Genomic DNA, 19,237 nt, shown 5'->3' with positions numbered 1-19,237 from the left:
GCAGGGCACCCGGCCGACGGGCTACTCCCCCGCCGGGACGCCGTGGTCGGCGGCCACCGCGTGCGAGTCGACCTCCCGCCAGAATCCCGCCCGGATGGCGTAACGGTCGTGCTCGTCGATCTGGTCGTCCTTGTGCGCCAGCAGGCCGAAGCGGGCGGCGTACCGCAGCAGCTCGCCGTCGATGCGGTGCGGGACGCGCGGGTACTCGGTGGACAGCACGTGCAGCATGGCGCGGTCGGCGAGGCGGTCGATCCAGCGGCCGGCGAAGACCTGGCCGACCTCGAACGGGTCGCCGCTGACCGTGGTGATGTCCTCCTCGCGGTCCGCCCAGCGCTGTTCGGCGGTGGTGAGCTGGGCGAGGGTGGGCAGCCCCGGATCGGCGGTGTCCGTGCCGGCCGCCCGGTCGGTCAGGCCGCGCTCCGACGACCAGCGCAAGGTGGCGGACCCCGGCGGCGGGGTGTGACCCGGATGGCCGCCGGCCGGCCCGCGTCCGCCGCCGAGCCCGGCGAGGTCCTTGGGCGTGGGCACGGTGGAACGGCCGTTGGCCTCGGCCGCCTCGGCCTCGTCGGCCTCCTGGTCGTCGGGCTGCGGGACCGGGCGGTGGCCGTTCTTGGCGGCGGGCGGCTGGCCGACCGGGCGGTCCGGCTTGGCGGGGCGGCCGCCGGGGGCGGACTCCGGCAGCGGCGCGGACAGGATGGCGGTGATCTCCGGCCGGGTGGTCTGCGGGACGCACAGCCCCTCGCGGGCCTGGATGGCCCGGGTGATCCAGGCGCGGTCCAGCACGCGGCGCTCGTCGGCCTCGGCGACCAGGTCCTCGGACTGGTTGTAGTCGCCGTCGGCGGCCTGCACGGCCCACAGGTGGACGGCGACACCGTGTTCCTTGGCCGACATCATCCCCGGCAGCAGGTCGCCGTCGCCGGTGACCAGCACGACGTCGGCGCAGGCCCGGTTGCGGGCGAGCTCGGACAGCTCGGCGTGCATCGCCGCGTCCACGCCCTTCTGCGCCCAGCGGCCGTCGCTGCGGGTCAGGGCGCCCAGCCGCACGGTGACCCGGGGCATGACGCGCAGCCTGCGGTGCTCGGGCTGCGGCACGCGGTCGGGGGCGCCGTCGAACCAGTAGATGCGCAGCAGCGGCTGCCCGGTCTCCTGTTCGGCCCGCTCGCGCAGGCCGCGCACCACGGCGGCGTGGTCCACGGTGATCCGGGATCGGGAGGGCTCCCCGGCGACCAGGCTCGCGGCGGCGCCGAGCAGATAACCGGCGTCCACGAGGACGACACAGCGGTCCACGTCCCACCTCTTTCCCGTCCGGTCGCCCCAGGAGCGCGATATGCCTTCGAGTCTGCCCGACGCCGCCTGGGATATGAACGGGAACTCGATCATCGGCGTGGCGGATTCGGTGCCGACCCTTCCCGGAACACGCACGTATCACCCGGCCTTTCGGATCAACGACCGAAATGCGGGATTCGTTCCCCCGTGCAAATCTGAGGGCGCGCCCCGGTCGTCACTCCGGGTGAGCGCCTGGTGGCCCATCGTCCACGTCTCCCCTGGAGGAACGATCATGGCCAAGAACAGGAACCAGAACCGCGACCGGACCGCCACCCCTTCCCGCGGCACCGCGGCCGGCGGCGGCGAGCAGGGCACCACGATGGAGGCGCCGCCGCAGTCGCCGGCCGCCTCGGGGCTGAACCAGGAGATGTCGCGCAAGCGGAAGAAGAAGTTCGGCCACAACTGATCCCCCGGGCGCGGCCGTTCGGGCCGGACGGACCCCCGCGCGACCGGACGCGGACCGTCACCCCCGACCCGGCGCGCACCGCCGCCCCCGGAGCGGCAGCGGACCGTCAAGGCGGGCCGCCGGCCGGGGCGTTGACCGGGCGGTGCAGCAGGGCGCGTTCCCTCGCGGGCGCGCCCTGCGGTGCGTGCGCTCCGGGTGCGGCTCAGCCCAGCAGCGCGTCGAGGTCGGCGTACAGGGCCGGGTCGGCGGTGACCCGGTGGTCGCGGTCCAGCCGCAGCACCGTGGTGCCGTGGTCGTCGCGCACCCGGACCCGGACCTCGGTGCCGCCGCGGTGGCCGGCCAGCACCCGGCCGAGCCGGCGTACCAGCGGTGCGGTCAGCCGGGCGGCCGGGACGTCGACGGTGACCGGCGGGCCGGCCGGCGCGGCGGGTCCGGCCAGGTCGGGGACCGTGACCTCGCCGGCCACCAACCGCGGGGTGCCGTCGCGGTGTTCGAGCCGTCCGGTGACCAGCACGACGGCGTCCTCGGCCAGCGCGGCGCCGGCCTGCCGGTAGGCGGCGGGCAGTACGACGCAGGTGACGCTGCCGGTGAGGTCCTCCAGCGTGGCCTCGGCGTACGGGTCGCCGCGGCGGGTGGTGCGCGGGCGTATGCCGGTGAGCAGTCCGCCGGCGGTGAGCGCGGTGCCGTCCGGCAGGTCGTCGGCGGTCAGGGCGGCCAGCGTGGTGTCAGTGTGCTCCGCCAGCCGGTCGGCGACCCGGCGCAGCGGGTGGTCGCCGACGTGGAGGCCGAGCATCTCGCGTTCCTGGGCGAGGCGGTGGGCCGGTTCCCATTCGCGGTCGTCGAAGGCGGGGGCGCCGGGCGGGCCGCCCGACGGCGCCGCGGGCAGTGCGAAGAGGCCGAACTGCCCTGCCGCCTCCCGCTGTTCGGCTGCCACGACACCGGCCAGCAACGGACCGGCCCGGTCGGCGAGCCCCTTGCGGGTGTACCCCAGGGAGTCGAAGGCGCCGGCGCGGATCAGGGAGTCGACGACCCGGCGGTGGCGGACGGCAGTCCCGCAGGCGGTGAGGAAGTCGGGGAACGAGGCGTACCGGCCGTGCCGTTCGCGGGTGGCCAGCACGGAGTCGACCGCGTCCCGGCCGACGTTGCGCACGGCGGACAGGCCCAAGCGCAGGGTCGTCGCGTCGGGCGCGGTGAAGCCGGCGCCGGAGGCGTTGATGTCGGGCGGCAGGACGGTCAGGCCCATGCGGCGGGCCTCGCTCAGGTAGAGCGCGGCGCGGGCGCGGTCGTCGCGGACCGAGGTGAGCAGCGCGGCCATGAAGGCGGCCGGGTGGTGGGCCTTGTAGTAGGCGGTGGCGTACCCGATCAGGCCGTAGGCGACCGCGTGCGCCTTGTTGAAGGCGTACCCGGCGAACGCCACCAGGGTCTGCCAGACCGCGTGGATCGCCTCGTCGCCGTAGCCGTTGCGCCGGGCGCCGTCGCGGAACGGGCCGTACTCGGCGTCGAGCGCGGCGGCCGGTCCGCCGCTCAGGGCGCGGCGCAGCAGGTCGGCGCGGCCGAGGGGGTGGCCGGCGACGACCTGGGCGACGCGCTGGACCTGCTCCTGGTAGACGATGAGGCCGTAGGTGTCGGCCAGCACCGGCCGCAGCGCCCGGTCGACCTCGGGGTGGATCGCGGTGACCGGTTCCTCGCCGTGCTTGCGCCGGGCGTAGGCGAGGTGGGCGTCGGCGCCCATCGGACCGGGGCGGTACAAGGCGGTGGCGGCGCACAGGTCGGCGAGGCGGTCGGGGCGGATCATCCGCAGCAGGGCGCGGACCGGGCCGCCGTCGAACTGGAAGACGCCCAGCGTCTCGCCGCGGCCCAGCAGCGACCAGGTCGCGGCGTCGTCCGGCGGCAGGGCGAAGGGGGCGGGCGCGGTGCGGCCGGCCGCCTCCACCAGCCGGGCGGCGTCGGACAGCACGGTGAGGTTGCGCAGGCCGAGCAGGTCGATCTTCAGCAGGCCGAGCGCCTCGCAGGCGGTGTGGTCCCACTGGGTGACGGGGGTCTGCTCGCCGGGGCGGGTCCACAGCGCGACGTGGTCGGCCAGCGGTTCACCGGCGACGACCACGCCCGCCGGGTGCACGCCGTTGTGCCGGACCAGGCCCTCGATGCCGCTCGCGGTCTCCAGGATCTCGCGGACCCGCGGGTCGGCGTCGTACATCGCGCGCAGCACCGCGGTCTCCCGGTGCCGGGGGTGGTCCGGCTCCAGGACGGCGGCGAGCGGGACGCCGGCCGGGGCGGCGGGCAGCGCCTTGGCGACGCGGTCGCCGAGCGCGTAGGGCCGGCCGAGGACCCGGGCGGCGTCGCGGACCGCGTTGCGGGCCTTGACGGTGGGGTGGGTGCCGACGAGCGCGACGTGGTCGGCGCCGTACCGGGCGGTGACGTGCGCGACGACCTCGGGGCGGCGGCGTTCGTCGAGGTCGATGTCGATGTCGGGCGCGGTGCCGCGTTCGGGGTTGAGGAAGCGTTCGAAGACCAGGCCGTGGTCGACCGGGTCGAACCCGGTGATGCCGAGCAGGTGGGCGACCAGGCTGGCCGGCGCGGAGCCGCGGCCGGGGCCGACGGCGATGCCCCGGGAGCGGGCCCAGGCGACGATCTCGGCCACGACCAGGAAGTAGCCGGCGAACCCGGTGGAGATGATCACACCGGTCTCGTGGGCGGCGCGGGCCCGCCGGTCCCGCGGCACACCGCCGGGGTAGCGGCGGGCCAGGCCGCGGGCGACGGCGGCGCGCAGCTCACCGGCCTCGTCGCGGCCGGCCGGCAGCGCGGGGTGCGGGCGCAGGTCGCGGGGGGCGAACCAGCCGGCCGGGTCGACGCGTTCGGCCAGCAGCACGGTGTTGGCGCAGCCGCGCTGCCAGGCGTCGGAGGAGTCCAGGGCGTACATCTCCCGCGGGGTGCGCAGGTGGTAGCCGGTGCCGCGGAAGGCGAACCGGTCGGGGTCGGCGAGGGTGGAGCCGGTGCGCACGCACAGCAGCACGTCGTGGGCGGCCGCCTGGCGCGGGTAGGTGTAGTGGGCGTCGTTGGTGACCAGCGGCGGGATGCGGAGTCTGCGGCCGATCTCCAGCAGGTCCTCACGCACCCGCCGTTCGATCTCCAGGCCGTGGTCCATCAGCTCCAGGAAGTAGCGGTCGGCGCCGAAGATGTCGCGGTAGGTGGTGGCGGCGGCCAGGGCGGCGTCGAACTGGCCCAGGCGCAGCCGGGTCTGGACCTCGCCGGACGGGCAGCCGGTGGAGGCGGCCAGGCCGCCGGACAGCGCGGCCAGCGACTCGCGGTCGGTGCGCGGGCGGCCCGCCAGCCGGCCGGTGCGGTAGGCGTCGCCGGACAGCCGGGTCAGGTGGCGCAGCCCGGTGGCGTCGGTGGCCCACAGCGTGACGTGGGTGTAGGCCCCGCCGCCGGACACGTCGTCGCGGCGCCGGTCGGGGGTGCCCCAGTGGACCCGGGTGCGGTCGGCACGGGGGCCGGGGGCGACGTAGGCCTCCATGCCGATGACCGGGGTGACGCCGGCTTCGAGGGCCTGCCGGTGGAAGCCGGGGGCGCCGGCCAGGTTGCCGTGGTCGGTCATGCCCAGGTGGGTCATGCCGGTCTCCCGGCACACCCGCAGCAGGTCGGCCGTTCGGCAGGCGCCGTCCAGCAGCGAGTACGGGGTGTGGACGTGCAGGTGGGCGAAGGGCGGGGTCGTCACCGGTCACCTCCGTTTCCGCGTCCGGCCGCACCGGCCCCCGGCGCCGCCAGTCCGTTTTGTCCTGACGTGAGAAGTGTAGGGAGGGTCACCGACAACGGTCCTGCGCACGCCGTCGGCACCGCCTCGACCAGCGGTTTCGCGGCCGGAAAACGCGGGTCGCGGCGAACGGTGCCGGACCTTTAGGCCCCTTTGACGGCCCGGCGTGGCACACTTCGGCCTCATGGAGGGGAGTCGTCAGCTCAGGGCCGCGCGGGCCGCGCTGTTCGCCGCGCTGTGCGCCACGCTGTCCACGACCTCCCACGTGCTGCTGTCGCGCACTCCGCTGCCGCTGCCGCTGGTCGGCGTGGTCTTCACCGCGATGTTCCTGATCGCCTTCGCCACCGGCCGCCGTGAGCGGAGCCTGTGGGCGATCGCGGCGCTGATGGTGCCGCTGGAACTGGCGGCGGACACCCTGTTCACCAGCGGCCAGCGCACCTGCTACGGCCCCGGCGGCGGCCCGGTGACCGGCCCGCTGCGGTCGTTCGGTGTGGACGTCATCTGCGGCGGCGGCCGGGTCGGCACGCTGCTGCCCGGCGACCCCGTGCAGGCGGCCGTCCACCCGGCGCTGCCGTGGGCGCTGCTGAGCGCGCACCTGGCGATCGGGCTGCTGGCGTCGTGGTGGCTGCGGCGCGGCGAGACGGCCGTCCAGCAGTCGCTGCGGGCGGCGGCCAGTTTCGCGTTCCGCCCGCTGGCCCGCGCCGCCGCGGTGCTGTACGGCCGGTTCACCGAGCCGCAGCCCCGGGTGACGCCGGCCGGAGCCGCCGGCCCACGCCGGCCACCGTCGCTCACCGTCGCGCACTGCCTGGTACGCCGTGGTCCGCCGCGGCCGGTGGCGGCCTGACCCCTGGCGGGGCGGGCCGGTACCCGGTCGTCAGCACACCACCACGTCACGGAGAGCGGAAACCATCATGAGCAGCAGGAACGCCTGGGACCAGAAATCGTCCGCCCGCGACCGGCTCAAGGCCGAGCGGGAGAAGGAGGCCAAGCGGGCCAAGGCACGGCGGCAGATCTTCGCCGTGGTCGGCGTCGTCGTGGTCATCGGAGTCGTGGCCGGCATAGCCATCGGCGTCACCAAGGCGACGCACAAGGGACCGAGCAAGCCGCTGGTGGTCCCGGCGAACGCCTCGGGCACCAACGGCACCACCGTCATCTACGGCAGCGCCTCCGCCAAGCACACCCTGCACCTGTACGAAGACCCGCGCTGCCCGATCTGCGCGTCCTTCGAGCAGACCGACGGCGCGCAGATCGTCAAGGGCGCGGACGCCGGCGACTACAAGATCCAGTACACCTTCGGCACCTTCCTCGACGGCAACCTCGGCGGCAGCGGCTCGATGAACGCGCTCAGCGCGCTGGGCGCGGCGCTCGACGTGAGCCCGAAGGCGTTCATCGAGTTCCACACCGCGCTGTACTCCAAGGCCAACCACCCCGACGAGCAGACCGACAAGTTCAAGGACGACAGCTACCTGTTCAAGATCTCCAACGAGGTGCCGGCGCTGAAGGACAACGCGGCCTTCCAGAAGAACGTCAAGGACGGCAAGTACGACAGCTGGGCGTCGAAGATGTCGGCGTCGTTCACCAGCAGCGGTGTGCAGGGCACGCCGACCGCCATGGTGGACGGCAAGAAGTTCGCGGTGACCGGCTTCAACAACCCGCCCGAGGGCGTCATCCCGCTGGCGCAGTTCACCCCGGCGCTGGACAAGGCGATCGGCAAGTAACGCCGCGCTACAGCTCCGCCAGGAACGCGGAGGCCACCGCCCAGGTGCGGTCGGCGGCCTCCGCGTCCCAGTCGGGCAGGCCGGGGTCGGTGTACAGGTGGCCCGCGCCGCGGTAGCGGTGCACCTCGACATCGGCCCCGGCGCGGCCCATCCGCAGGTACCACGCGGTCAGCCAGTCGTCGGTCTCGTACGGGTCCGGTTCGGCGACGTGCAGCTGCACCGCGATGTCGGTGGCCGCGTCGTCGGCCAGGTCCGACGTGCCGTGCAGGAGCAGCAGGCCCCGGGCGTGCTCGTCGCCCAGCGCGAGGTTCTGCGCGATGGCGCCGCCCAGCGAGAAGCCGGCGTAGACCAGGCCGCGGGCGGAGTGCGGGGCGACGAACGCCACGGCGCGGCGCAGCAGTTCCCCGGTGCCCAGCTCGTCGCGGATCGCCAGGCCCTCGTCGAGGTCGTCGGTGGTGCGCCCGTCGAACAGGTCGGGCACCAGCACCTCGTGGCCCTCGGCGCGCAGCCGGGCCGCCGCCTCGTGGACCGCGGCGCGCGGCCCGTAGGCGGAGTGGAACAGCACGACGGTCTCAGCGGCGGCCACGGCGGCCGCCTTCCCGCACGGTCGGGCCGGTGCCGGTCACGCGCTCTCCTCGCGGACGGTCTCCAGCGCGGCGGCCAGGTCGTCGGGGTAGGGGCTGGAGAACTCCGCCCAGCCGCCGTGCCCGGGGTGCTCGAAGCCCAGCCGGACGGCGTGCAGCCACTGCCGGGTCAGGCCGAGGCGCTTGGCGAGCGTCGGGTCGGCGCCGTAGGTCAGGTCGCCGACGCACGGGTGGCGGTGCGCCGACATGTGCACCCGGATCTGGTGGGTGCGGCCGGTCTCCAGCTTGATGTCGAGCAGGCTGGCGGCGCGGAACGCCTCGATCAGGTCGTAGTGCGTCACGCTGGGCTTGCCCTCGGCGACGACCGCCCACTTGTAGTCGTGGGTGGGGTGGCGGCCGATGGGCGCGTCGATGGTGCCGCTGAGCGGGTCGGGGTGGCCCTGGACCAGCGAGTGGTAGCGCTTGTCGACCGTGCGCTCGCGGAACTGCTGCTTGAGCAGGGTGTAGGCCCGCTCGGACTTGGCGACCACCATCAGCCCCGAGGTGCCGACGTCCAGCCGGTGCACGATGCCCTGGCGTTCGGCGGCGCCGGAGGTGGAGATGCGGAAGCCGGCCGCCGCGAGGCCGCCGATGACGGTGGGGCCGCTCCAGCCGGGCGACGGGTGCGCGGCGACGCCGACCGGCTTGGCGACGACCACCACGTCGTCGTCGTCGTGCACGATCTCCATGCCCTCGACCGGTTCGGCGACGATCCGCACCGGCGCGGCCGGGGCGGGCATCTCCACCTCCAGCCAGGCGCCGCCGCTGACGCGGTCGGACTTGCCGGCCGCGGAGCCGTCCACCCGCACCTTGCCGTCGGCGGCGAGTTCGGCCGCCTTGGTACGGGAGAAGCCGAACATGCGGGCCAGCGCTGCGTCCACCCGCTCGCCCTCAAGGCCGTCGGGCACCGGAAGCGTTCGGATCTCGGGAAGGGTACTCACCAGGTCGAGTATGCCCGACCCCGCGGGCCCGCTCGTCCGCCCGGGGTCGGCTCAGTCCCGGTGGAGGGTGCCGTCCGGGTCCAGGCCGCGGAAGGACAGCCACACGATGAGGACGCCGCCGCAGACGATCGCGGAGTCGGCGAGGTTGAAGACGGCGAAGTCCTTCGGGGCGATGAAGTCGACGACCGCGCCGCGGAAGACGCCCGGTGAGCGGAAGATCCGGTCGGTGAGGTTGCCCAGCGCCCCGCCGAGCAGCAGGCCCAGCGCGATCGCCCACGGCACGCTGTAGAGCTTGCGCGACAGCCGGGCGATGACGCCGATCACGATGAGCGCGATCACGGAGAAGACGATGGTCATGCCCTGGCCGATGCCGAAGGCGGCGCCGGAGTTGCGGGTGGCCCACAGCTGGAGGTAGGAGCCGAGGACCGGGATGGCCGGGCGCCCCTCCAGGTGGTGCACCACCAGGGTCTTGCTGACGATGTCGAGCAGGTACGCCAGCGCCGCGACGCCGAGCAGCGCCGGCATCCGCCGCTTGCCACGCCCGGGAGCCGCCCCGGCGTCGCCGCCGGTGCCGGGCTCGCCGTCGGGGTCCGCGCCGGGGTCCACCGGGTCCGGGCCGTCCGCCGCGCCCACGGGGGGCACCGCGTCCGCGGCCGGCTCACCGGCGGCCGGCGGGGCCGGCCGGTCGCCGTCCGGCCGGCGGCCGTCGCTGTGCTGTCCGTCCGCCGGCTCACCGGCGGCCGGTTCGAACCCTGGCGTACCGATGGTGCGCTCCGCCTTCGTCACGTAAGTCCCTCAGCCTTGAGTCCCGCGCCAGGCCGTGCCTGACGAGACGAGAGTACGGCACCGGATCGGGATGGGTCAGTGGACCTCAGCGCCGTTCGGTGCGCTGTTTGCACTCGACGCAGAGGGTGGCCCGGGGGAAGGCCAGCACGCGGGCCTTGCCGATCGGGTTGCCGCAGGACTCGCAGCGGCCGTAGGTGCCGTTGTCGAGGCGTTCCAGGGCGTGCTCGGTCTGGATCAGCATCTCGCGGGCGTTGTCGGCCAGGGACATCTCGTGCTCGCGGGAGATGTTCTTGGTGCCGACGTCCGCCTGGTCGTCGCCGGCCCCGTCGCCGGAGTCGCGCATCAGGCCGGAGACGGCCGCCTCCGACAGCCGGATCTCCTCGCGCAGCCGGGCGGCGTCGTCGTCGAGCTGGGCGCGGGCCTCACCGGCCTCCGCGGCGGTCCAGGGCTCCTCCCCCGGCCGCACCGGCAGCCCGGCGGGCTCGCGCGCCGGGGGCGCCGTCTCGTTCGCGGTCATCGCGGTGTGTCCCCTCCCGGTACGGCTCCGGGCGGTCCCGGAACCCTGCTTCCCGGCGGCGGCCTTCTTCGCCGGTGCCGCCTGCTGCGGCCGCGCGGACTTCGCGGCGCTCTTCCTCGCCACCATGGCCGCGCCCCCTTCACCTCGTGTGCTGCCGCCCGCGTCCGGATGCGGCACGCTGCGGACCGCCCGGCGGGCGGGTCTGCCCTGCGTTCTGCCCAGCCGCCGGGCGGGTAATCCGATATGCCCGGATAACGACCCGTACCGCGCCGCCGGTTCCCGCCGTTCGGCCTACGGCGCCGCCGGCCCGGTAATCCGGCGGAACCAGCGGCCGGCTCCCCGTACACTGGGCACAGCGAAAGGCGTGGATGGGGACGAGTAGCGCCGCACGCAGCCAGCAGCGACCCGGGGACGGTGGGAGCCCGGGGGTGTGCGCGGTGTGAAGATCACCCCGGAGCCGTCGGAGGAAACCCCCCGGTACGACCGCGGGCGAGTAGAACCGGCATCGCGGCCCAATGAGCGGGTCGGCGGCGCGCACGCGCCGGCGGCCAAGGAGGGTGGTACCGCGGGAGCGCGCTCTCGTCCCTTCGCCGCACGCCGTGATGCAGCGTTCCGCCGGAGGACGAACCGATGACGCAGTACCGCCAGGTCCCCCCCCAGGTCGACCTGCCCGAGCTGGAGCACTCCGTGCTCGCGTTCTGGCAGGACAACAAGGTCTTCGCCCGCACCCTGGAGCAGACCACCGGCCGCCCCGAATGGGTCTTCAACGAGGGCCCGCCCACCGCCAACGGCATGCCGGGCGCCCACCACATCGAGGCCCGGGTCTTCAAGGACGTCTTCCCGCGCTTCAAGACCATGCAGGGCCACCACGTGCCGCGCAAGGCCGGCTGGGACTGCCACGGCCTGCCGGTGGAGCTGGCGGTGGAGAAGGAGCTGGGCTTCACCGGCAAGCAGGACATCGAGCGCTACGGCATCGCCGAGTTCAACGCCCGGTGCCGCGCCTCGGTGACCCGGCACACCGACGCGTTCGCCGACCTGACCACCCGGATGGGCTACTGGGTGGACCTGGAGGACGCGTACTGGACGATGTCGGCCGACTACGTGCAGTCGGTGTGGTGGTCGCTCCGGCAGATCTTCGACAAGGGACTGCTGGTCCAGGACCACCGGGTCGCACCCTGGTGCCCGCGCTGCGGCACCGGCCTGTCCGACCACGAGCTGGCCCAGGGCTACGAGACCGTCGTCGACCCGTCGGTCTACGTGCGGATGCCGCTGACCTCCGGGCCGCTGGCCGGCCGGGCGTCGCTGCTGGTGTGGACGACCACCCCGTGGACCCTGGTGTCCAACACCGCGGTCGCCGCGCACCCCGAGGTGACCTACCTGGTCGCCACCGACGGCACCGAGCAGGTCGTCGTCGCCGAACCGCTGCTGGGCAAGGCGCTCGGTGAGGGCTGGACCGCCACCGGCGAGCGCTTCACCGGCGCCGCGATGGAGCGCTGGACCTACCGCCGCCCGTTCGACCTGGTGGCGATCGACGACGCGCACTTCGTGGTGAACGCCGGGTACGTCACCACCGAGGACGGCACCGGCCTGGTCCACCAGGCGCCCGCCTTCGGCGAGGACGACCTCAAGACCTGCCGCGGCTACGGCCTGCCGGTGGTCAACCCGGTGCGGCCCGACGGCACCTTCGAGCCCGAACTCGCCCTGGTCGGCGGGCAGTTCTTCAAGAAGGCCGACGAGGTGCTGGTCGCCGACCTCGCCGCGCGCGGCCTGCTCTTCCGCCACCAGCCCTACGAGCACAGCTACCCGCACTGCTGGCGCTGCCACACCGCGCTGCTGTACTACGCGCAGCCGTCGTGGTACATCCGCACCACCGCCGTCAAGGACGCGATGCTGCGGGAGAACGAGCGCACCAACTGGTTCCCCGAGACGGTCAAGCACGGCCGGTTCGGCGACTGGCTGAACAACAACGTGGACTGGGCGCTGTCGCGCAAGCGGTACTGGGGCACCCCGCTGCCCATCTGGACCTGCGAGCAGGGCCACCTGACCTGCGTCGGCTCGTTCGCCGAGCTGTCGCGGCTGACCGGCGTGGACCAGGCGCAGCTCGACCCGCACCGGCCGTTCATCGACGACGTCACCTTCGACTGCCCGGACTGCCGCGGCACCGCGACCCGGGTGCCGGAGGTCATCGACGCCTGGTACGACTCGGGCGCCATGCCGTTCGCGCAGTACGGCTACCCGTTCCGGAACAAGGAGCTGTTCGAGCGGCGCTACCCGGCGCAGTTCATCTCCGAGGCCATCGACCAGACCCGCGGCTGGTTCTACTCGCTGATGGCCGTCGGCACCCTGGTCTTCGACCGTTCCTCGTACGAGAACGTGGTCTGCCTGGGGCACATCCTGGCCGAGGACGGCCGCAAGATGTCCAAGCACCTGGGCAACACCCTGGACCCGATCCCGCTGATGGACCGGCACGGCGCCGACGCGGTGCGCTGGTTCATGGCGGCCGGCGGTTCCCCGTGGGCCGCGCGCCGGGTGGGGCACAACACCATCCAGGAAGTGGTCCGCAAGACCCTGCTGACCTACTGGAACACCGTCGCCTTCCAGGCCCTGTACGCCCGCACCGCCGGCTGGGCGCCGGGTGACACCGACCCGGCGCCGGCCGACCGGCCGCTGCTGGACCGCTGGCTGCTGGGCGAGCTGAACCTGCTGGTGCGCGACGTGACCGGGGCGATGGAGGGCTTCGACACCCAGCGCACCGGCAAGCTGCTGTCGACCTTCGTCGACGACCTGTCCAACTGGTACGTGCGCCGGTCGCGGCGGCGGTTCTGGCAGGGCGACGCGGCGGCGCTGCGCACCCTGCACGAGGTCGTGGAGACGGTGACCCGGCTGATGGCGCCGCTGGTGCCGTTCATCACCGAACGCGTGTGGCAGGACCTGGTCGTCACCACCACGCCGGACGCGCCGGAGTCGGTGCACCTGGCGAGCTGGCCGGTGGCCGACGCCGCGCCGGCCGACCCGCAGCTGTCGGAGCGGATGGCGCTGGTGCGCCGGCTGGTGGAGCTGGGCCGGGCGACCCGGGCGGAGTCCGGCGTCAAGACCCGCCAGCCGCTGTCGCGGGCGCTGGTCGCAGCCGCCGGGTTCGACGCGCTCGACGCGGACCTGCGCGCGCAGATCGCCGAGGAGCTGAACGTCAGCTCGCTCGCCGCGCTGTCGCAGGTCGGCGGCTCGCTGGTGGACACCACGGTGAAGGCCAACTTCCGCGCGCTGGGCAAGCGGTTCGGCAAGGGCACCCAGCCGGTGGCCCAGGCGATCGCCGCCGCGGACGCCGCCGCGCTGTCGGTGGCGCTGCGCGAGGGCACCGCGTCGGTGCAGGTCGGCGGCGAGACGGTGGCGCTGTCCCCGGAGGAGGTGGTGGTCACCGAGACGCCGCGCGAAGGCTGGTCGGTGGCCTCCGACGCCGGTGCCACGGTCGCCCTGGACCTGGCGATCACGCCGGAACTGCGCCGGGCCGGCCTGGCGCGGGACGTCATCCGGCTGATGCAGGAGGCCCGCAAGAACTCCGGCCTGGACGTGGCCGACCGCATCGCGGTGCGCTGGACCGCGTCCGGTGACGAACTGGCGGAGGCGCTCGCCGAGCACGGCACGCTGGTCGCCGACGAGGTGCTCGCCACCGACTTCGCCGCCGGCGAGGGGGACGACGGCTACGGCCCGGTCTTCACCGACGAGCCGCTGGGCCTGGCCTTCCGGCTGCGGAAGAACTGACCGCACCGACAACGGGCCGGGGCCAGGAGAAGATCTCCTGGCCCCGGCCCGTTCTTGCATGTCCGCTGTCACATGTTCAGCCCTGCGGCTGCGCTCAGTTGTCGTCCTCGTCGATCAGGAAGCCGCGCATCGGCGTCGGCGCCTGCTGCAAGGGCTGCGGGCCCTGCGGACGGACCGGCGCCATCGGCTGCGTCATGGCCGGCGACATCTGCGGCTGACCGCCGTAGGTGTGTCCGCCCTGACCGCCCATCTGCTGGCCGCCGTAGGTCTGGCCGCCGTTGTGCCCGTTGTGGCCGCCGTGCCCGAGCGCACCGGCACCGGCCGCGGCCATGCCGCTGCCCATCGTGCCGGCGCCCATACCGCCGCCCATGGTGGACGACGACGGGAGCGAGGCGGCTGCCGGGGTGCGCGGCGGGGCCAGCGAGTCGTCCGCCTGGTTCTCCAACTGGCGCAGCTGGCTCTCCAGGTAGGACTTCAGGCGGGTGCGGTACTCGCGCTCGAAGCCGCGCAGGTCCTCGACCTTGCGCTCCAGCGTGGCGCGGGCGGACTCCAGCGAGCCCATCGCGACACGGTGCTTCTCCTGCGCGTCCCGCTCCAGCGCGTCGGCCTTGGCGCGGGCGTCGCGCTCCAGGCCCTCGGCACGGCTGCGCGCCTCGCCGACGATCTTGTTGGCCTCGGAACGGGCCTCCGCGATCGCCTGGTCGGCGGTCTGCTGGGCGAGGGAGAGGACACGCGCGGCGCTGTCGCCGTGCGGGCCGCCCTGCTGCTGCATGGGGTGCTGCGGCTGCTGCATCATCTGCGGCGGCATCTGCTGCTGCATCTGCGGCTGGCCCATCGGACCCTGCCCCATCGGGCCCTGGCCCATGGGACCCTGGCCCATCGGACCGGGGCCGCCCTGGCCCATGGGACCGCCGGGGCCCTGCATCGGGCCGGGGCCGCCCTGGCCCATCGGACCGGAACCCTGCATCGGTCCCTGGCCCATCGGTCCCTGGCCCATGGGGCCGCCGGGACCCATCGGACCGCCCTGCGGTCCGTGCTGCTGCTGCCCGCTCGGGCCGGCCGGCAGCTGGGGTGCACCGGGCAGCTGGGGCGGACCGCCCATTTGCTGCTGCTGTCCCGGCGGCACCGGCTGCGGACCGGATATGGCGGCGGGTACCGGAGCCCCGGGCCTCTCCTGCTGCTCCTGCTTGCGCATGTTCTGCTGCTGGTTCTGCGCGGCGGCGCGGGTGGCCGCCGCCAGCTTGGCGCGCAGGTCCTCGTTCTCGCGCAGCAGACGGGTCAGCTCGGCTTCAACCTCATCGAGGAAGGCGTCGACCTCATCCTCGTCATAGCCTTCTCGGAGGCGGACGGTCGTGAACTGCTTGTTACGAACGTCCTCGGGGGTCAACGGCATCTCTTCACCTCAACGTGATCGTCGGCATTCGGCTAGACCGTACTCGTTCACAGCCTGGCCACGACGGAGATCAGGATGTAGACGATGATCATCAATACGAAGAAGGACAGGTCGAGCGCTACGCCCCCGAGACGCAGCGGCGGGATGAACCGCCGCAAAAGCTTGAGTGGCGGGTCGGTGACAGTGTAGGTGGCTTCCAGCACCACCACCATGGCCTTGCCGGGGCGCCACGACCGGGCGAACTGGAAGACGTAGTTCATCACCAACCGGAAGATCAGCACGATCAGGAAGACCAGCAACACGATCTGAACGATCTGCCAGAACACGTTCATCGCGCCACCCCTTCCCCTGCTGTCCTGCGGCCCTCACGGTCCGGTTCCACGTACTTGTCGTCTCAGCTCTGGTTGAAGAATCCGCCCTCGGCGATACGGGCTTTGTCCTCCGCCGTGACATCGACGTTAGCAGGAGACAGCAGGAACACCTTCTGCGTCACCCGCTCGATGCTGCCGTGCAGACCGAAGACGAGACCTGCTGCGAAGTCCACCAGACGTTTGGCGTCCGTGTCATCCATCTCCGTCAGATTCATGATCACCGGGGTGCTCTCCCGGAAGTGTTCCCCGATCGTACGGGCTTCGTTGTACGTCCGCGGGTGCAGCGTCGTGATCCGGTAGGGCTCTCGCTCCGACACGACCTTGGGCATGATCACCGGTGCGTTCTTCTCCAGAGTGCGGCGTTCAGGTGTGATGGATGCCACTGGGGCGATCCGCGGTTCCCGGGGGGCCGGGGGGTGCGCGACGCGGGGTGGCTCCTCGGCCGGCGGCTGGTGCTGCCGTCTCACCCGCTCGGGTTCGGGCTCGGGTTCGAACTCGTCGTCGGGGTCGAACCCCGGGCCGTCGTACCCATCGTCCTCCACGAGGCCGAGGTAGACCGCCATCTTGCGCATCGCGCCGGCCATGCTCTCCGTCCTCCGCTCTGTGGTGGATCGAAACCGTCACCAGGTGAGGGAGATCCACTGGGCCTGCTCCGTGTTGGGCGAAGCGTGACCATATTTTCTGCTGTGGTCCGACTTCTTCGTGACGTTACCGGAGGGGGGGACGGACTCCGAGTACCGCAGTACCGACGCGTACATGTGTCGCACCCGCCGCAACGGCTTCCTCGAGGTCCGAACTCATCCCGGCGGAAACCATGTTCGCAGCCGGATGCGATCCGCGCAGGACGGACGCGATATCCGAAAGCCTGTCGAACGCGGCACGAGGTTGACCGGCGTACTCCCCCGCCAGCGGTGCGACCGCCATCAGGCCCTCGATCCGCAGGCCGGGCGCGGCGGCGATCGCGTCGGCGACCGCCTCGACGTCCTGCGGGGCGGCACCGCCGCGACCGCCGACCGTCCCTGACGCCGCGTCGAGCGCGACCTGCACCAGGCAGCCGACCTCCCGGCCGGCCCGCACGGCGGCGTCGGACAGCGCGGTCACCAGCCGCAGCCGGTCGACGGAGTGGACGTGATCGGCGTAACCGACCACCGAACGCGCCTTGTTGGTCTGCAACTGGCCGACGAAGTGCCAGCTCAGCCCGGCTCCGGCGCAGGCGGCGGCCTTGGCGGCGGCCTCCTGGTCGCGGTTCTCCGCGACCTGGCGGACACCCAGTTGCGCGAGGAATGTCACATCGTCGGCGGGGTAGGTCTTGGTCACCACGATGAGGGTGACCTGCGAGCGGTCACGGCCGGCCGCGTCGCAGGCGGCGGCGATGCGGTGCTCGACCCGGGCGAGATTGGCGGCGAGTTGGGCCTTGCGCTCGTCCGGGGAGACGGGGTCGGTCGTCGGTTCGCCGGTCATCGGGACTCCAGCCAGACGTAGGACGCCAGGCGGCCGGTGGTCCGGTCGCGGCGGTAGGAGAAGTGGTCGGCGGACTCCAGCGTGCAGACCGCGGAGGCGGTGCGCCCGGTGACGCCGAGCCGGCCGAGCTGGGCCTGGACGCCGGCCACGATGTCGAGCGCCGGGGTGCCCCAGCGGGTGGTGGCCCACGTTTCGGGGACGGTGTCGGCGCCGAGTTGACGCAGGTCCTGCGGCACCTCGTAGCAACGGCCGCAGACGGCGGGGCCGGTGTGTACGACGAGGCGTTCCGGTTCGGCGCCGAGCGCGGTCATCGCCTCGACGACGGCGGGGACGACGCCGGCCAGCAGGCCGGGGCGTCCGGCGTGCGCGGCGCCGGCGACGCCGGCGACCGGGTCGGCCAGCAGCACCGGCACGCAGTCGGCGGTGAGCACGGCCAGGGCGAGTCCGGGGCGGGTGGTGACGACCGCGTCGACCGGGGTCGCCCCGGCGAGCCCGCCGGGGGTGTCGACCACCGCGACGTCCTTGCCGTGCACCTGGTTCATCCACACCACGTCCGCCGGGTCCACCCCCAGCGTGCGGGCGGCGAGGTTCCGGTTGCCCAGGACGGCGGCGGGGTCGTCGCCGACCGCGCCGCCGAGGTTGAGCTGGGCGTACGGAGCGGCGCTCACCCCGCCCCACCGGTCGGTGAAGGCGAAGCGGGCGCCGCCCGTTTCGTATGACTGGCCTATCAACGCGGTCTCGCTCGGTCCGGCGCCGGTGTCACTTGAGGAAGTCGGGAACGTCGAGTTCCTCGGCCTGGCTGTCCTGGTAGGGACGGGCCGGCGGCACCTGGGGCGAGATCGGCGGGGTGGCCGGGGTCTCGCCGTCGGCGTCGCGGGCCTCGACCGGCTCGCGCGGGGTGAGGTTGCCCAGGCCGCCGAAGGACGGCCGGGAGCTGTCGGTGGGCTGCGGGGCCAGCCGCGGCGCGGCCGAACCGGTGTTCTCCTCGCGGGGGGAGGAGGTGTAGGTGCTGATGACCTTGTCGCGGCTCTTGGTCGGCGGCTGGCCGCCGTCGAAGCCGGCCGCGATGACGGTGACCCGCACCTCGTCGCCGAGCGCGTCGTCGATGACGGCGCCGAAGATGATGTTGGCCTCGGGGTGGGCGGCCTCGCTGACCAGCTGGGCGGACTCGTTGATCTCGAACAGGCCGAGGTCGGAGCCGCCGGAGATGGACAGCAGCACGCCGCGGGCGCCGTCGATGGACGCCTCCAGCAGCGGGGAGGAGATGGCCATCTCGGCCGCCGCGACCGCGCGGTCGTCGCCGCGGGCCGAACCGATGCCCATCAGCGCCGAACCGGCCTCCGACATCACGGACTTGACGTCGGCGAAGTCGAGGTTGATCAGGCCCGGGGTGGTGATCAGGTCGGTGATGCCCTGGACGCCGGACAGCAGCACCTGGTCGGCCGACTTGAAGGCGTCCAGCACGCTGACCTGGCGGTCGGAGATGGACAGCAGCCGGTCGTTGGGGATGACGATGAGGGTGTCGACCTCGTCGCGCAGGCCGGCGATGCCGTCCTCGGCCTGGTTGGCGCGGCGGCGGCCCTCGAAGGTGAACGGACGGGTGACCACCCCGATGGTCAGCGCGCCCAGCGAGCGGGCGATGTTGGCCACCACGGGCGCGCCGCCGGTGCCGGTGCCGCCGCCCTCGCCGGCCGTGACGAAGACCATGTCGGCCCCCTTGAGGACCTCCTCGATCTCCTCGCGGTGGTCCTCGGCCGCCTTGCGGCCGACGTCGGGGTTGGCGCCGGCGCCGAGGCCCCGGGTCAACTCGCGGCCGACATCGAGCTTGACGTCGGCGTCGGACATGAGCAGGGCCTGCGCGTCGGTGTTGATCGCGATGAACTCGACGCCCTTGAGACCGACCTCGATCATCCTGTTGATGGCGTTGACACCGCCGCCGCCGATACCGACGACCTTGATGACTGCGAGGTAGTTCTGCGGTGCTGCCACGTCGAAGGCCTCTCGCCTCGATTAACGTGCCGGTCCGTCCGCCACGGAAGCGGTGGACCGGCGGATGCCGATGGGACGGTTCGGATGCCGACCCCAACCCTCACCCTGAGGATTAGGGTTAGGGTTAAAAGCGTTCCTTGTGTCCGCCTGGACAGGACACTAAGTCGACAAGCCGTACTCGTTCAACGAACAC

16 protein-coding genes are annotated in these 19,237 nt (G+C 73.2%); 4 read left to right on the top strand and 12 right to left on the bottom strand.

The features are described 5' to 3' along the window. Positions 1 to 21: 21 nt before the first annotated feature. The gene (locus POF43_RS12930) at positions 22 to 1,287 is read right to left on the bottom strand and encodes an NYN domain-containing protein (protein ID WP_271312555.1); all 1,266 of its coding nucleotides are present in this window, start codon (positions 1,285 to 1,287) and stop codon (positions 22 to 24) included. Positions 1,288 to 1,558: 271 nt separating this feature from the next. Here POF43_RS12930 and POF43_RS12925 point away from each other — a divergent pair, with 271 nt between their 5' ends. Next, entirely contained in the window at positions 1,559 to 1,732 is a 174-nt protein-coding gene (locus tag POF43_RS12925) for a hypothetical protein (RefSeq protein WP_271312556.1), read from the top strand. Positions 1,733 to 1,934: 202 nt separating this feature from the next. Here the strand turns inward: POF43_RS12925 and dnaE are convergent, their stop codons facing one another. Beyond that, positions 1,935 to 5,450: a DNA polymerase III subunit alpha gene (gene dnaE / locus POF43_RS12920; protein WP_271322155.1), complete on the bottom strand. Its 3,516-nt coding sequence runs from the start codon at positions 5,448 to 5,450 to the stop codon at positions 1,935 to 1,937. 220 nt (positions 5,451 to 5,670) lie between these two features. On the opposite strand from dnaE, the gene POF43_RS12915 reads away from it, so the two are divergent. Together POF43_RS12915 and POF43_RS12910 are read left to right on the top strand one after the other, a co-directional pair. Continuing rightward, on the top strand, positions 5,671 to 6,330 hold the full coding sequence (locus tag POF43_RS12915) for a hypothetical protein (RefSeq protein ID WP_271322156.1): 660 nt from the start codon (positions 5,671 to 5,673) through the stop codon (positions 6,328 to 6,330). 67 nt (positions 6,331 to 6,397) lie between these two features. Beyond that, on the top strand, positions 6,398 to 7,204 hold the full coding sequence (locus POF43_RS12910) for a thioredoxin domain-containing protein (protein WP_271312559.1): 807 nt from the start codon (positions 6,398 to 6,400) through the stop codon (positions 7,202 to 7,204). 7 nt (positions 7,205 to 7,211) lie between these two features. Here POF43_RS12910 and POF43_RS12905 read toward each other — a convergent pair whose 3' ends face one another. The 4 genes from POF43_RS12905 to POF43_RS12890 all read right to left on the bottom strand — a co-directional run bounded on the left by POF43_RS12905 (position 7,212) and on the right by POF43_RS12890 (position 10,197). Continuing rightward, on the bottom strand, positions 7,212 to 7,790 hold the full coding sequence (locus POF43_RS12905) for a dienelactone hydrolase family protein (protein WP_271312560.1): 579 nt from the start codon (positions 7,788 to 7,790) through the stop codon (positions 7,212 to 7,214). Between the two features lie 36 nt (positions 7,791 to 7,826). Next, on the bottom strand, positions 7,827 to 8,768 hold the full coding sequence (locus tag POF43_RS12900) for an RluA family pseudouridine synthase (RefSeq protein WP_271312561.1): 942 nt from the start codon (positions 8,766 to 8,768) through the stop codon (positions 7,827 to 7,829). Between the two features lie 51 nt (positions 8,769 to 8,819). Continuing rightward, positions 8,820 to 9,554 carry a signal peptidase II gene (gene lspA, locus POF43_RS12895; protein ID WP_271322157.1) on the bottom strand — a complete coding sequence of 245 codons (735 nt, stop codon included), beginning with the start codon at positions 9,552 to 9,554 and terminating at the stop codon, positions 8,820 to 8,822. 85 nt (positions 9,555 to 9,639) lie between these two features. Next, positions 9,640 to 10,197 (bottom strand): TraR/DksA family transcriptional regulator, encoded by a 558-nt coding sequence (locus tag POF43_RS12890; RefSeq protein WP_308217272.1) that lies wholly within the window; start codon positions 10,195 to 10,197, stop codon positions 9,640 to 9,642. Between the two features lie 504 nt (positions 10,198 to 10,701). Here POF43_RS12890 and ileS point away from each other — a divergent pair. Next, complete coding sequence (gene ileS / locus POF43_RS12885) at positions 10,702 to 13,830, top strand: isoleucine--tRNA ligase (protein WP_271322158.1); 3,129 nt, start codon at positions 10,702 to 10,704, stop codon at positions 13,828 to 13,830. 94 nt (positions 13,831 to 13,924) lie between these two features. Here the strand turns inward: ileS and POF43_RS12880 are convergent, their stop codons facing one another. From POF43_RS12880 to ftsZ, 6 genes are all read right to left on the bottom strand, one after another. After that, a complete protein-coding gene (locus tag POF43_RS12880; protein ID WP_271322159.1) occupies positions 13,925 to 15,223 on the bottom strand; it encodes a DivIVA domain-containing protein in 1,299 nt (432 codons plus the stop codon). A 47-nt stretch (positions 15,224 to 15,270) separates the two neighbouring features. Then, a complete protein-coding gene (locus POF43_RS12875; protein ID WP_271312566.1) occupies positions 15,271 to 15,555 on the bottom strand; it encodes a YggT family protein in 285 nt (94 codons plus the stop codon). Between the two features lie 62 nt (positions 15,556 to 15,617). Then, complete coding sequence (locus POF43_RS12870; RefSeq protein ID WP_271312567.1) at positions 15,618 to 16,178, bottom strand: cell division protein SepF; 561 nt, start codon at positions 16,176 to 16,178, stop codon at positions 15,618 to 15,620. Between the two features lie 124 nt (positions 16,179 to 16,302). Beyond that, on the bottom strand, positions 16,303 to 17,055 hold the full coding sequence (locus tag POF43_RS12865; protein ID WP_271322160.1) for a YggS family pyridoxal phosphate-dependent enzyme: 753 nt from the start codon (positions 17,053 to 17,055) through the stop codon (positions 16,303 to 16,305). Beyond that, the gene (gene pgeF, locus POF43_RS12860; protein ID WP_271312569.1) at positions 17,052 to 17,786 is read right to left on the bottom strand and encodes a peptidoglycan editing factor PgeF; all 735 of its coding nucleotides are present in this window, start codon (positions 17,784 to 17,786) and stop codon (positions 17,052 to 17,054) included. The genes POF43_RS12865 and pgeF overlap by 4 nt, the downstream gene beginning before the upstream one ends. Before the next feature lie 28 nt (positions 17,787 to 17,814). Beyond that, a complete protein-coding gene (ftsZ, locus tag POF43_RS12855; protein ID WP_271312570.1) occupies positions 17,815 to 19,044 on the bottom strand; it encodes a cell division protein FtsZ in 1,230 nt (409 codons plus the stop codon). Positions 19,045 to 19,237 lie beyond the last annotated feature (193 nt).

The organism is Streptantibioticus silvisoli, from assembly GCF_027947535.2.
Lineage (GTDB): Bacteria > Actinomycetota > Actinomycetes > Streptomycetales > Streptomycetaceae > Streptantibioticus_C > Streptantibioticus_C silvisoli.
The sequence above is the reverse complement of the archived record's forward strand: the minus strand, read 5'-3'. Positions and strand labels throughout refer to the sequence as shown.

Excerpts from the sequence above, each read along its gene's own strand:
- POF43_RS12910 (WP_271312559.1), top strand. The coding sequence starts at position 6,398 with ATGAGCAGCAGGAACGCCTGGGACCAGAAATCGTCCGCCCGCGACCGG.
- POF43_RS12880 (WP_271322159.1), bottom strand. The coding sequence starts at position 15,223 with ATGCCGTTGACCCCCGAGGACGTTCGTAACAAGCAGTTCACGACCGTC.
- POF43_RS12925 (WP_271312556.1), top strand. The coding sequence starts at position 1,559 with ATGGCCAAGAACAGGAACCAGAACCGCGACCGGACCGCCACCCCTTCC.
- ileS (WP_271322158.1), top strand. The coding sequence starts at position 10,702 with ATGACGCAGTACCGCCAGGTCCCCCCCCAGGTCGACCTGCCCGAGCTG.
- POF43_RS12875 (WP_271312566.1), bottom strand. The coding sequence starts at position 15,555 with ATGAACGTGTTCTGGCAGATCGTTCAGATCGTGTTGCTGGTCTTCCTG.
- POF43_RS12870 (WP_271312567.1), bottom strand. The coding sequence starts at position 16,178 with ATGGCCGGCGCGATGCGCAAGATGGCGGTCTACCTCGGCCTCGTGGAG.
- POF43_RS12915 (WP_271322156.1), top strand. The coding sequence starts at position 5,671 with ATGGAGGGGAGTCGTCAGCTCAGGGCCGCGCGGGCCGCGCTGTTCGCC.
- POF43_RS12865 (WP_271322160.1), bottom strand. The coding sequence starts at position 17,055 with ATGACCGGCGAACCGACGACCGACCCCGTCTCCCCGGACGAGCGCAAG.
- POF43_RS12890 (WP_308217272.1), bottom strand. The coding sequence starts at position 10,197 with ATGGTGGCGAGGAAGAGCGCCGCGAAGTCCGCGCGGCCGCAGCAGGCG.